The 13,919-nt window shown below is 69.1% G+C and carries 11 protein-coding genes; 10 read left to right on the forward strand and 1 reads right to left on the reverse strand.

Annotation, left to right across the window (positions count from 1 at the left end; genetic code table 11):
• Nucleotides 1-156 precede the first annotated feature (156 nt).
• From ACLZN2_RS15825 to ACLZN2_RS15865, 9 genes are all read left to right on the forward strand, one after another.
• Nucleotides 157-336 (forward strand): hypothetical protein, encoded by a 180-nt coding sequence (locus ACLZN2_RS15825; protein WP_416979083.1) that lies wholly within the window; start codon nt 157-159, stop codon nt 334-336.
• Nucleotides 337-338: 2 nt separating this feature from the next.
• Entirely contained in the window at nt 339-773 is a 435-nt protein-coding gene (locus tag ACLZN2_RS15830) for an ATP-binding protein (protein WP_416979084.1), read from the forward strand.
• Nucleotides 770-949: a hypothetical protein gene (locus ACLZN2_RS15835; RefSeq protein ID WP_416979085.1), complete on the forward strand. Its 180-nt coding sequence runs from the start codon at nt 770-772 to the stop codon at nt 947-949. The genes ACLZN2_RS15830 and ACLZN2_RS15835 overlap by 4 nt, the downstream gene beginning before the upstream one ends.
• An 85-nt stretch (nt 950-1,034) precedes the next feature.
• Nucleotides 1,035-1,187, forward strand: coding sequence for a hypothetical protein (locus tag ACLZN2_RS15840; protein ID WP_416979086.1), 153 nt, complete (start codon nt 1,035-1,037; stop codon nt 1,185-1,187).
• A gap of 65 nt (nt 1,188-1,252) precedes the next feature.
• On the forward strand, nt 1,253-2,482 hold the full coding sequence (gene fxlM, locus ACLZN2_RS15845; RefSeq protein ID WP_416979087.1) for a methyltransferase, FxLD system: 1,230 nt from the start codon (nt 1,253-1,255) through the stop codon (nt 2,480-2,482).
• Between the two features lie 63 nt (nt 2,483-2,545).
• Nucleotides 2,546-2,740 (forward strand): FxLD family lanthipeptide, encoded by a 195-nt coding sequence (locus tag ACLZN2_RS15850; RefSeq protein ID WP_416979088.1) that lies wholly within the window; start codon nt 2,546-2,548, stop codon nt 2,738-2,740.
• Between the two features lie 76 nt (nt 2,741-2,816).
• Nucleotides 2,817-5,840, forward strand: a complete 3,024-nt coding sequence (locus ACLZN2_RS15855; RefSeq protein ID WP_416979089.1) for a lantibiotic dehydratase — start codon at nt 2,817-2,819, stop codon at nt 5,838-5,840.
• Complete coding sequence (locus ACLZN2_RS15860) at nt 5,837-6,982, forward strand: lanthionine synthetase C family protein (RefSeq protein WP_416979090.1); 1,146 nt, start codon at nt 5,837-5,839, stop codon at nt 6,980-6,982. The genes ACLZN2_RS15855 and ACLZN2_RS15860 overlap by 4 nt, the downstream gene beginning before the upstream one ends.
• A gap of 9 nt (nt 6,983-6,991) precedes the next feature.
• Nucleotides 6,992-7,951 (forward strand): thiopeptide-type bacteriocin biosynthesis protein, encoded by a 960-nt coding sequence (locus tag ACLZN2_RS15865; protein WP_416979091.1) that lies wholly within the window; start codon nt 6,992-6,994, stop codon nt 7,949-7,951.
• A gap of 991 nt (nt 7,952-8,942) precedes the next feature.
• Here ACLZN2_RS15865 and ACLZN2_RS15870 read toward each other — a convergent pair.
• Nucleotides 8,943-9,272, reverse strand: a complete 330-nt coding sequence (locus tag ACLZN2_RS15870) for a hypothetical protein (RefSeq protein WP_416979092.1) — start codon at nt 9,270-9,272, stop codon at nt 8,943-8,945.
• A 31-nt stretch (nt 9,273-9,303) separates the two neighbouring features.
• Between ACLZN2_RS15870 and ACLZN2_RS15875 the strand changes: the two genes are divergently transcribed.
• Nucleotides 9,304-13,845, forward strand: coding sequence for a DUF6531 domain-containing protein (locus ACLZN2_RS15875; RefSeq protein ID WP_416979093.1), 4,542 nt, complete (start codon nt 9,304-9,306; stop codon nt 13,843-13,845).
• The last annotated feature ends 74 nt before the right edge of the window (nt 13,846-13,919 follow it).

The following is a 13,919-nucleotide window of genomic DNA, read 5'->3' on the forward strand; positions in this document are numbered from 1 at the left end:
CCACCACCCCCGCTGTTTTTCCTGCCCTTTACAGGCTCCTGCCCGTTGAACTGAACACGCATCGCGCCGGGCTGCACCGCCGGCCAGTGTCGCGGGCCCCTCCCCCGCCCCCGTGGGGGATGGGCCTGCCTTGCCAGACAACCACGAGGGGCAGCGATGACCCACACCGCCCAGGAGCAGCACCACCGGGGCACCACCCAGACCAGCAGCGCGCCGCCGGTCACCCGCACACAGCCGATCCCCCAAGCCCGCGCCTACGCCTCCCGGCACGGCGACCCCGAGGAATGGAAGCCGGAGCACTTCCGCACCTACCTCGAACTCGGGGGTGCTTCGTGACGATGACCGCTCAACGCACGGCCGGGTCCGGACACCCCAGCTACGCCGAGAACCATCCCCGCGCGGAGGGAACAGCTGCCCAAGAGCGCCGTCTCGTACGCGCCGCTTTCGGCCTGTGGGACCTCGACCACCTCACCGAGCGCGGGGAACTGGTCATCTCGGATCTCGTCGCGAACGCCGTCCGGCACACCTCGTGCCCCCAGGTACGGCTGATCGTCTCGTGCCCTTCCCCGTACCTGGTCCGCCTGGCGGTGGTAGACCGGGCGCCCAGGAAGCTGCCCCAGCTGCTGCGGGCCTGCGCCGATGACACCTCCGGCCGTGGCCTGGTCCTGGTCGATGCGTGCTCCGACCGCTGGGGATACGACCTCATAGGCAACAAGCCGGGCACTCCGTGGGGCAAGGCCGTGTGGTCCGAACTGGGGGTCACCGAACAGTGATCCTCGACGACATCGACACCGCGTTGCACGAGCTGGAGACCAATCGTCGACGCGCCCGCCGGCTCCGATGGTGGCACCGGATCGGATGGCGACAGGCCACAGCACAGGTGCTGTTCATCCTCGCGACCGTCGCGTTCGTCGCCGCGCTGCTCTGCCACAGCCAAGGCGACCGATGATCTCCGGCGGTCAGGCGGTGCGCGTGAGGGTCCCGCCCGGCCGCCGGTCCAACTCCCCCCACCGATCAGGAAGGAAGGCCCTCCCGTGGATTCGCACTGGATCACTGGTGACTGCTGGCTCGGTCCGGTGCAGTGGGACGGCCAGCATGCCCCCTTCATGGCGTGTGTCGACTGCCTCGCCCGACTCAAGGCGCAGGCCCTCGCGCACTTCATGCAGCGTCAACCGGCCATCGCCTGATGGCCCCCAACCCCCTCGGCGCGCGGGCGCCGAGAAGGAGACCGCTCGTGGATAACGTCCCTGTCATGACGACTGAGAACAGCGACAAGACCCCTGCTTCCGAGCAGGAGTTGCGCGACACGATGGTGCAGCAGCTCATCGAGCTCGGCGCAGCCCGCAGCCCCCGCGTCGTGGCCGCGTTCCGCTCGGTCCCCCGGCACCTGGCCGCGCCCGACGAGGACATGGCGAAGGTCTACGAGCCCGAACAAGCTGCGATCACCAAGACCGACGCCAACGGCACGCACATCAGCTCGGTATCCGCCCCGCGCATCCAGGCCATGCAGATCGAACAGGCCGACGTCCAGCCGGGGATGAGCGTCCTGGAGATCGGCTCCGGTGGTGTGAACGCGGCCTACCTCGCTGAGCTGGTCGGGGAGCAGGGCCACGTCGTCACCATGGACATCGATGCCGACGTCACGAGTCGCGCGAAGGAGTTCCTGAAGGCGACCGCCTACCGGAACGTCACCGTGATCACCGCGGACGGCGAGAACGGCGTCCCGGCCCACGCCCCTTACGACCGGATCATCGTCACCGTGCAGGCCGCCGACATCCCGCCCGCGTGGATTCACCAACTCACCGAAGGCGGACGGCTCGTCGTACCGCTGCGGATGCGCGGAATGACCCGGACCATCGCCTTCGTCCGCGACGGCGAGCGGCTGGTCAGTGACGGGTTCGAGCTGTGCGGCTTCGTGCCGATGCAGGGCGCCGGCGAGAACCGCATGCGCCTGGCCCTCATTCACGACACCGAGGGCGAGGAGATCGCCCTGCGCCTGGACGGTCACCCCGAACCCGACACCGAGGCCCTGGGCGCCGCGCTGCAAGCGCCCCGGACCACGGCTTGGTCCGGCGTGACGCTCGCGGGCGACGAGTCCAACGAGCAACTGGACCTGTGGCTGACGACCGCCCTGGACAACCTCCCCCTGATGGCCGCGAAGCCCGAGGCCCGGCAGCGCGGCCTCGTCGCCTCCGCCTCCCCGCTCGGCGTGCCGACCCTCGTGGACGGCAGCAGCTTCGCCTATCGGACCGTCCGCCCCACCGACGACCCCGACCGGTTCGAGCTGGGCGCGATCGGCCACGGACCCGAGGGCCAAAAGGTCGCCGAGCTCCTGGTCGAGGAGATCCAGGCGTGGGACAGCGACCGCCGCGACCACAGGGCGCACATCGAGGTCTACCCGGCCGGAACGCCGGATGACCAGCTTCCCGCGGGCCGGATCATCGACCGGCCGCACACGCGGGTCACGATCTCCTGGCCGTGACGCAGCCAGCGTCGCGACCAGGCCGGCAATGCACATCCACCCACCTCTGGCGAGGAGAACGAGATGGCACAGAGCACAGGCACCACAACCCTGAAGGCAGCCACGGACTTCACGGCCGCAGGAGGATCGGACTTCGACCTCAACATCGAGACCGTCGAGTCCGCCCCGATCGTCGGCGCGCTGCTGAACGACACCGGCGACGGCTGCGGCGCCACCTGCCAGTCCGCCTGCTCCAACAGCACCTGCATCGGCGGCTGACGCACCACTGAGGGGCCGGGCCGAGCCTGATGTCGGCCCGGCCCCGCACCACCCCGACCACGAAGGAGGCATAGCCATGTATCACGCAGTTGACGCGAGCATGATCAGGGCATCCGTGTTCCCGCTGGCGGCACCGCTGCCTCCCTGGCCGTCTCTGGACGGTGCCGGCACTGATGTTGACCAGCGGCGGGAGTGGATCACCCAGGTCTGGGCCGACGACGCCAGGGCCGCAGCGATCGAGTTCGCCGCTCCGCTCCTCGCCGACTCCGTCCAAGAGGTGCTCAGCGGCGAACGCCGACGACCGCGGACCCTTCAGCGCACTGCCGCCTCCCTGGCCCGCTACTTACTACGGATGCAGTACCGTGCCACGCCGTTCGGCTTGTTTGCCGGACCCGCCCCTGCGCGCTTCGACGCCACTGCCCGGGTGCGCTGGGGGACTGACCACCGGGCCTTCGCGCAGCCCGACGCGGTGTGGCTGAACGACGTCGTCACGGCCATCGAGCGCGACCCGGAGATGCTGCGGAACGTGCTCGTCGTGGCCGATCACACCTGCACGGTGCGAGGCGCCCGGGTCAGCGTGCAACACCAGCCGGGCACGGACGGCCCCACCGAAACGACGCTACGGCGCACCCGGGCAGTCGAGACGGTACTGGCCATCGCCCGCACCCCCATCACGGTCGGGGACATTGCGGCCAAGCTGCACAGCGACTACCCCGACACCGCGCCCACCGTGATCGATGACACGCTGCGCAACCTCGTTGCCCACCGCGTGCTGCTGACCAGCCTCCCGGCCCCCATGACGTGCGACGACCCACTCGGACACCTGATTGCCCAGGTCGACACCACGGACGTCGCCTCCGCGACGGCTGAGGAGCTGCGGCAGATCCACAGCCTCCTCTCTCTCCACGACGACGCTCCACAGCAAGAGCAGCGGGCCCTACGCGTCAAGGCGACAGCCCGGATGAACGCCGTCACGGGTCTCACGGAGCGCGCCCTGATGGTCAATCTGCGCCCGGACTGCGACATCAGACTGCCGGAGGCTGTGACCCGGGAGGCCGCGCGTGCTTTGGACACCATGGCTCGCATCACGCCGTTCCCGAACGGCTCACCGGCCTGGCAGGACTACCGGGCTCGGTTCCTTGAGCGCTACAGCATGGGCGCCGTCGTCCCTCTGCGCGATCTCACGGACCCGGACACGGGGCTCGGCTTTCCCGTCAGCTACCGCGGCACCGTCCTCAAGCGCCCCGTGCTGGGCACCAGCCTCCGCGACGAACATCTACTCGCCCTCGCCCAGGGCGCCGTTCTCGACGGCCAGCGCGAAATCGTCCTCACCGACGACGACTTGGAAGCCCTGTCCCTCAGCGAGACCACACAGGTCCCTGCGCACGTCGAGTTGTGCTTCACCGTGTTGGCGCGCACCCTCAAGGACCTGAACGACGGCCGGTTCACCTTGACCACAGCCGGTCTGTCCCTGGCGGCCGGTACCACCACGGGCCGCTTTCTGGCCATGTTGGATCAGTCCGACCGGGACCGGATGAGCGCCGTGTACGCCGACCTGCCGACGCTCACCGCAGGCGCCGCTCGCGGTCAGGTCTCCAGCCCGCCGCTGCGGCTCCGGACCCGTAACGTCGGCCGGGCCCCTGCTGTCGTGGCGAACGTCCTGGCGGTGGGAGAGAACAACCCCGGAGCCACGCTCGACTTGGATGACCTCGGCGTTGTCGCCGACTCCCAGCGCCTCTACCTGGTGTCGCTGAGCTCAGGCCAGGTCATCGAGCCGTCGGTCATGAACGCGGTGGAGCTCAGCAGCGCCACTCACCCGCTGGTCCGCTTCGTGTGCGAGCTGCACCGCTCGCACACCGCCGTCCTGCTTCCCTTCGCCTGGGGCGCTGCGGAACGGCTGCCGTTCCTGCCCGAAGTACGCGTCGGCCGCACCATCCTGTCCGCCGCCTCCTGGCGGCTCCGCGCCCGCGACTTGGGCGACGGCAGCTGGCTGTTCCGGTTCACCGATTGGCGGGTCCGCTACGGCGTGCCCCGAACCGTGTACGTCGGCAGCGACGACCAGCGGCTCCGCCTGGACCTGGACATCCCCGCCCACCAGCAGCTCCTTCGGGCCGACTTGGACCGTCACGGAAGCGTCGTGCTGCACGAAGCGCCCCCCGAGAGCGAGTTCGGTTGGATAGGACGCGCCCACGAGATCACCATGCCGTTCGCCTCCGACCAGCCGGCCACCCCCGCTCCGAGCTTCCGCCCGACGGCCGTCGCGGACCGGAACTGCGGCCACCTCCCGGGAGGCTCCGAGCGGGTGTACCTGAAGCTGTACGGCAACGCCGACCGCGCACCGGAAGTCCTGACCACCCACCTCCCGCGGTTACTGATCGACTGGGGAGCCGACGGGCCGGACTGGTGGTTCGTCCGCTACGCCGACCCCGACAGCCACCTGAGGCTGCGTATGCGCCTGTCGTCCCCGGACGCCTTCGGTGACGCCGCCTCACGCGTCGCCGCCTGGGCAGCCGAGCTGCGCACCGAGGGCCTGATCCAGCGGGTTCAGTGGGACACCGACTCCCCGGAGACCGGGCGCTACGGCACAGGGCCCACGCTGGAGGCCGCTGAGCGGTTCTTCGCTGCCGACTCCGCCGCCGCGCTCGCGCAGTTGGTCGTCCCGCTCCCGGACAGCCAGCGCCCGGCCCTCACCGCGGCCGGCATCGTGGACATTGCCACCGGATTCCTTGGATCTCCGGCGGCAGGCTGGGCGTGGCTGACGGACAACTTCCTGAAGGATGAGGGCGACGCCGCCGCGCGCGATGTGCAGGCCATGGCCGTACGGCTTGCTGATGCGGATCCCGACCACCTGGCCCTCCGGGCGCTCCCGCGCGGTGATCACGTGGTCGTGGTGTGGGCGCTGCGGCGCAGCGCTCTGGCTGAGTACCGCCAGGCGCTGGGAGCGGCCGGCATTGATCCGGCTGAGGTGCTGCCGTCCCTGCTGCACATGCACCACAACCGCGCGGCCGGTATTGACCCCGACGCCGAAGCCGCCTGCCGTCGCCTCGCTCGTGCAGCCGCGCTGTCCTGGACCATCCGCACCGAAGGAGCCAAGCGGTGACCGCCGCCCCTCCCATCACAGACCCGATCGTCACCACCCGCCAGTCCCTCGCACACGGCGCTCTCGGGATCGCCCTGCGCCAAATCGAACGCGCCCACCGTGGCCTCACCTCATGGCAGGCCGTCCATCAGCAACTCGCCAGGGTCCACCCCTTGATCGACGGAGACGACGCCAGTCTGTTCCTCGGCGCCCCCGCGATGGCCTACGTCCTGCACCTGGCCGCCGCCGACAGCGACCGGTATGCCGGAGCCCGGCACACCCTGGACGGCATCGTGGCCGCGCACACTCGCCGCCGCCTAAACGCCGCCCACGGGCGAATCGACCAAGGCCGCTTCGCCAGCTTCGCCGAGTACGACCTGTTCCGTGGACTGACCGGTCTGGGCGCTCTCCTGCTGCGCTGCCAGCCGAACGGCGACGAGCTGAAGCGCCTGCTGGAGTATCTGGTCCGGCTCACCCAGCCGATCGCCGGGCCCAAAGGGTCGTTGCCGGGCTGGTGGGTCGATCATGCCCCTGCCACCGACAAGGCCGCCACCCCGGGCGGCCACGCCAACGCCGGTCTCGCGCACGGAATTACCGGCCCGCTCGCCCTGCTCGCCCTGGCCAAACGGCGCGGCATCATGGTCGTCGGCCACGACACCGCCATGACCCGGATCTGCCACTGGCTCGACCGGATACGGCAGAACGATCACCGGGGGACCCGCTGGCCGCGGTGGATCAGCGGGACCGGTCAGGCGCCCGCTCTTCCTTCCACGCCGTCCTGGTGCTACGGCACGCCCGGCCTGGCCCGCGCGCAGCAACTCGCCGCCATCGCCCTGGGCGACGAGGACCGTCGAAGTATGGCCGAGCGCGCATTGCTGTACTGCCTGAACGACCCCACCCAGCTCGACCAGCTCACGAACCGCGGTCTCTGCCACGGCGTTGGCGGGCTCCTACGCACCGTGCAGCGGGTTGCCGAGGACGCAGAGACCCCGCACCTGTTCACCGACCGGCTTCCCGCGCTCCGTCAGCGCTTCCTCGCCGTCGACCCACCCGACGAGCCCAGCTTCCTCGTAGGCGCAGCCGGGGCGTCCCTGGCCTTCCAGAGCGCCGAGCCAGGAGCCGAGCCAGTCACCGAGTGGGACGCCTGCCTGCTCCTGAGCTGAGGAAACGACATGGTGGATCCATACGACGCCAGCCCGGTGGAGGACGCCGTCCTGGCAGTTCTCGGCGGAGAGCCGATCAAGGACGCCGCCAGCCGTGCGCGGACGAGCCCCGCCCGGCTGGCCGATGCGGTCGAGCGGTACCGCGCCGCTGGCCGGGCCGCACTCGACACTGGCCCCGCGGCCTGGCATCAGACGTACATCGAGTTCTCCGACTACCCCACCGCCGAACCGGCCTTCCGTGCCTGTCTTCTGCCGATCCTCCGCAGCGCGCCCGTCGGGAAGTGGTGGTTCCTTCGCAAAGCCCCCTGCTGGCGCCTACGCGTCCGCCCCAGCCCGGACACGCCTGCCAAGGACGCCGTCGCGCGCGTCACCGAAGCCCTCGACAGCGCCGTGTCCTGGGGTGTGGTGAAGGACTGGCGGGCATCCGTGTACGAGCCGGAGACCCTCGCGTTCGGCGGCCCGGATGGCATGACGATCGCCCACTCGCTGTTCCACACCGACAGCGTCGGCGTTCTCGACTACCACCACCACGCCGCCCGCAAGACCGAAGGGCTTCTCGAAGCCAAGGCGACCTCACTGCTCGTCACCAGCTTGTTCCTGCGGGCCGCCGGACTGGAATGGGGTGAACAGGGAGACGTATGGGGGCAGATAGAGGCCCGGCGACCGTTACCCGACGACGTACCCGGAGACAAGGTCAGCGCCATGTCGGACAGGATGCGGCAGCTACTTCTCCTCGACGCAGGTCCTGCGCTCGCGGACGGGTCTCTCGCACCGTTGTGGAGCTGGGTGACCGGCATGGAGCACGGGGGCCGCGCCCTCGCGGGCGCGGCGCGGGACGGGAACCTCGGGCTTGGACTGCGCGGCATCCTGGCCCGGCACGTCCTCTTCCACTGGAACCGCATGGGCTTCAACGCCAGGCAACAGGCCATCTGGTCACGTGCCGCGCGGGAGGCGGCACTCGGCCGCTGACGACTTCGGAGTCGCCGCACGTGGCAGCGGGCCCGGCCTCTGAGGGGGAGGCCGGGCCCACCGATGGGGGATGGGCAGTGGTCTGTGGGGTGGCGGTCATTATGTGGAATCAGGTTTGTCAATGCTGAGTAGCTGTGGCGCGACGGCGTCCTTCATCGCGTCCTGCGAGGTGGCGTGGTGCACGACGCTCTGTGTCGCTGCGTTTCAGGGCAACACGCGACTGTGGTCAGGCGCGAGCGCCGCAGCTGCACGCGCCGGGATCCAGAGGTAGGTCTCGGCCCGCGGCCGGGCGGCGGCCAACTGCGCGTCCGTAGATGCGGTCAGCGCTGACTGGCTCAAGCAGTAGAGGGGCAGTGCGACATCACCTCACGAGATCAATCAGCAGCTGCGATGAACCGATGAGGCCAGGCACGCATGCATATCAATTCCGAGGTACACAGTTTCCTCACAGAGTCCTGCGGCCGTTTCTCGCGAGTGTGGGACGATTTTGGCCATTTGTGCAACGCGTCGCGACAGAGGGGGCGATCATTATGGCCACGCCCATGCAACGAGAAACCGTTGATTCGTTTACCTACGGCCACAGATACGGCAAAGAAAGCAAGTGAATCGTAAATTATTCTGGCGATTGGTGCCTTGGGTAAAGGCGAAGAAGATCTTTCGGGTTCGTCCCCCATCCTCTCCCTTGAGTGACGGGGTGGCGATTTTTCCTGCCCTATCGAAGTGACGGTTGACCTCCCGGGTATGTCAGGGAACCATCGTGTCGGCATGTCCATGATCAACGTTGCGGGTGTCTCGGTGCGTCGGGCCTAGGGGGCTGCGTTGTGAACGTGCGTAGGTTCGGGCTGCTCAGAGCAGGGGTCGTTCTGGCCGTGCTGGCGGGCATGACGACGGCTGTGCCGGTCGCGGCGGTTGCTGCGCCTCCCACTGGCAGCGGATCTTCCTCGTCGGTGAAGCCGGCTCCTGCGAGACCGCAGCATGCGATGACGCGTGCTCAACGCGGTGCGGAGGTCGCGCACGACCGGGCCACTGGTGCTTCCGCCGCAAAGGCGGTGTCCGCGCGGGGAGTCCTGCCCTCCAAGACCGCGTTGCGCAAGACGATTGAGAAGGCCCGCCAGGGTGAGGCATCGACGGCGACGTCGGCGGCAGTGGCTGCGGACACCAGCGCATGGGGTGTTCCGAACAACGTCGTGATGTCGGGGCCGGGCGGCGATCCGAGGTCCTGGTCGAACACGGAAGTCTCACCGAGTTCGTTCAACACGGGTGTGGTCATTCCCGGTGAGACGCTGACGTTCGGCGCGAACATCTGGAACTCGATCAGCAACTACGATTCGGCAAGCGGGACCTATCTGGACGTGACGGACCAGGTCCACGTCACCTGGCAAGTGTCCGGCTGCGGGTCGAACGTGACGATCGACGACGGCCAGGTCGTGACGGCGCACTCGTATATAGCCCGGCAATATTCCGGTTCCACGCCCCCGCGTGTGTACACGACGTACACGGTGCCCCAGGACTGCCCGACAGGCGCATCCCGCTACCTCAGCCTCAGTGTGGTCGGCACGGTGACGGACGCGGGCGGCACCTCCGGCAGTACCGCCGTCAACGCCCACACGCTCACCGCCGTCGAGGCGGCACAGACCTACGGTGGCCGGTGCGGCGGCACCGCCTCGGGATCGGCCCGGCCACAGGCTCTGGCCTGCGACCCGGTGAACACCGCGACGGGCGCGTTCACCGAGTCGTTCACCGACGCGACAGTGCCCGGCGCCGGCGTGCCCTTCGCCCTGTCACGCGGCTACTCCTCGAACGACACCACGTCAGGCGCTCTCGGCGCGGGGTGGACCCTGCCCTGGGAGGTCTCCCTGACTGTGGCCGCCAACGGCGACGTCACCGTCCGCGACGAGAACGGCGCCAGGTTCACCTACGCCAAGACATCCAGCGGCACCTTCACGACACCGATCCTGGCCCGCTCGACCCTGGCGGCGGTCTCCGGCGGCGGCTACACCCTGACCACCCTGGACGGCCAGGTGCTCACCTTCGCCGCCACGGGCCTGCTCACCAGCAGGAAGGACCGGTCGGGCCAGGGGCTGTCGTTCACCTACTCGGGCAGCCAGCCGGCAACCGTGACGGACGCCGCCGCGCGTGTGGTGACCCTGTCGTACAGCGGCGGCCTGCTCAGCCGAGTCACGCTGGCCGACGGCCGGCACGTCGACTACGGCTACACCGGCGGGAAGCTGACGACGGCCACCGGTCTCGACGGCGGCACCACGACCTACTCCTACGACGCCGCCGGCCACCTGACGAAGATCAACGACCCGCGCGGCCACGACGTCGTGAACAACGACTACGACTCCTCGGGCCGGGTCATCACACAGACCGACGCCGCGGGCGCGACCACGTCGTTCGCGTACCAGCCCGGAGAGACCGACATCACCGCCCCGGACGGCGGCATATGGAGCGACCTGTACGCCGGCGGCCTGCTGACGGCCCGTTACGACCCGTTCGGCAACCGGACCTACTTCGGTTACGACGGCTACGGCAACCGCGCCTCCGTCCTCGACCCGCTCGGCGTCCACACCACCTACACCTACGACGCCTCCGGCCACCTCACCGCCCAGGCCACGCCAAGCACAACGGAATCGTGGACCTACACTGCCGGAAACGTCGCCAGTCACACCGACGGGCGGTCGCAGAGAACAGCATACGGCTACGACACCGTCGGCCGGCTGACCTCGGTCACGGACCCGGCGAACGGCGTGACCAGCATGACCTACACGGCGGCCGGCCTCGTCTCCTCTCTGACCACACCACGCGGCAAGACCACGTCGTACGGCTATGACGCCGCCGGAAACCCGACCTCGGTCACCTCGCCGCTGAACGAGAGGACCAGCTCCACCTACGACGCCTCGGGCAGACGTCTGACCGGCACCGACCCGCTCGGAAACACCACCACCTACACCTACGACGACGCGGACAACGTCACCTCGGCCACGACACCGCGCGGCAAGAAGACCACGTACGGCTACGACGCCGCACACAACCTGACCTCGGTCACCGACCCTCTCGGCGCGGCCACGGCCTACGCCTACGACGCGGCTGACCGCCTGACCACCGTCACCGGCCCGGACGGCGAGACCACCACCCGCTCCTACAACACCGCCGGTCTGGTCGACTCCGTCACCGACCCGCTCGGTGCCACCACGAAATACGGCTACGACAAGGCCGGCCGGCTGATCGCCATGATCACGCCGCGCGGCAACGTCTCCGGCTCCTCCCCGGCCGGCTTCACGTGGAGCTACGGCTACGACAGTGCGGGCAACCAGCTCACAGTCACCGACCCGACCGGGGCCACCACCGCCACGGCCTACGACGCGGACCGCCGGCCGGTGAAGATTACCGACCCGCTCGGCAGGGCGACCTCATACACCTACGACGGCGACGACAACATCACGAAGATCGATCGCCCCGAAACCGACGACATCAGCTGGACCTATGACGCGACCAACCACGTCACCAAGATCACCGGCGGGCGTTACTACTCCACCAGCTACGGCTACGACACCGACCACAACCTGGTGTCCGTCACCTCACCGCTCGGCGGGAAGACCACCTACACGGTGGACGACGACGGCCGCAGGCTGACGGCCACCGACCCCCGCGGCAACGCCTCCGGCGCCACCGCGGCCGACTACACCTGGTCGTACGCCTACGACGCTGCCGGAAACCCCACCGGTGTCACCGATCCCACCGGCGCCACCACACACCGCACCTACGACGCCGACGGCAACGTCGCCTCCACAACCGACGCCCTCGGCAAGGCCACCACGTATGCCTACGACGCCGGCGACCGCCTCACCTCCCTCACGGCACCTGACGCCGGCGTGACCGCGTACACCTACGACTCCTTCGGCGACATCACCAGCCGCACCGACGCGAACAGTCACACCACGCACTACACGTACGACGCCGCCCACCGTCTGACCAAGACCACCGACCCCCTGGGCCGCTCGGTCTCCCACGCCTACGACGTGGACGGCAACCCGACCACGACGACCAACGCCCGCGGCCAGACGATCACCACCGCGTACGACGGCCGCGGCCTGCCGACCGGGACGACCTACAGCGACGGCACCACCGCCACCGCCTACACCTACAACGCGGCCGGCGAGGTCACCGGCATCACCGACGCCACCGGCAGCCGCACCGCCACCTACGACAACTCGGGCCGACTGCTCACCCTCTCCGTCCCCGGCAGCACCACACCCTTCACCTACACCTACGACGCCGACAGCAACGTGACCGCGCGAACCTACCCGGACGGCAGCAAGGCCACCTTCACCTACAACGGCGACGACGAGAGCACCGCCCAGACCGCGAACTCGGCCACCGTCAACTACGCATACGACGTCGCCGGAAACCTGATCACCAGCACGCTCCCCAACGGATACACGGAGTCGCGCACCTACGACGGCGCCGGCCGACTCGCCACCATCGCCTCGGCCAACTCAACCGCCACCCTGTCGAAACGGACCGCCACCCTGGACGCCAACGGCCGTCTCACCACGGTGACGCCCGTACGCAGCGGCACCACCGGCCCACCGACCAACTACGGCTACGACGACAACGGCCGCCTGCTGTCGGAGTGCACCGCCCCCACGGGCTCCACCGGCTGCCCCACCGGATCCTCGAAGACCACCTACACCTACGACAAGGCCGGCAACCGTCTCACCAAGGCGACCAGCACATCAGCCTCCACCACCAGCACGTCCTACACCTACGACGCGGCCGACGAACTGACCTCCAGCGTCACCGGATCGACCACCACGTCCTACAAGTACGACGCCGACGGCAACCAGACCTCCGCGGGCACGAACACCTTCGCCTACAACGCCGCCGGACAGCTCGCCACCGCCACCGTCGCCTCCCACACCTACGCCTACACCTACGACGCCACCGGCAACCGCACCACGACCAGGACCGACGGCACCCTCTCCCGCACCACCCACTGGGACATCAACAACCCCCTGCCCCAGATCTCCGACGAGACCAACAGCTCCGGCACCCTGATCGCCGACTACCGCTACGACCCCCTCGGTGAACCCCAGATCCTGCGCACCAGCGCCGGCAACTACTACGACCACCACGACCTGACCGGCTCCATCACCGACCTGACCAGCTCCGCCGGCGTCGATCAGTACACCTACGCCTACGACGCCTACGGCATGACCACGACCACTGCCCTGGTCACCGGCGCACCCGCGAACCCCTTCGCCTACACCGGCCAGTACCAGGACCCCACCGGCACCGCCCTCGGCTACCAGCTCCGGGCCCGCACCTACGACCCGAGCACCGGCCGCTTCACCAGCACCGACCCCGCCCCAAGCACCCTGGCCGAGCCCGCCACCTCGACGTATGCCTACGCTGACAACGAGCCGACCAACCTTACCGACCCCTCCGGCGCCTGCCCCCAATGCGTCAACGCGGCAGCCGGAGGCATTATCGGAGGCGTCTTCGGCGGCATAAGCTACACCCTCGGCCACCCCGACGACTTCAGCTGGAGCGGCCTCGGCCGCGCCGCCGGAGAGGGCGCGCTCTACGGCATCGGAGCCGGACTCCTCATGCCCGCCTCCGGCGCGAGCGCCGTCGAACTCCTCGGCCTCGAAGCGGACAGCACCGCCGCCACTGTGACTTCGGCCGCCGTCAACGCCGGTGTCGGTGCGGCCTACACCTGGGCCTTCAACACCGCCTTGTGCGAACCCACCACACCCGGCGATCTGCTGTTCGGCGCCCTCGGCGGCGCCCTTTCGGGCCTGTTCTCCGGTGGGGCACCCAGGTCGCTGTCGGCGGTGGAAGACTCCGCTTCGCAGCCCCCTCTCTGGCCTAACCTCGCGCTTTCATGAAGCGGGCTGTCCGGCAGGTGGTCAGGAAAGCAGAAAGTGCCCCTGACCAGCAAGAATGAGGATTGTCGAGGTCC

The sequence above is a fragment of the Streptomyces sp. T028 genome (assembly GCF_048159505.1).
In the GTDB taxonomy this organism is placed as follows: domain Bacteria; phylum Actinomycetota; class Actinomycetes; order Streptomycetales; family Streptomycetaceae; genus Streptomyces.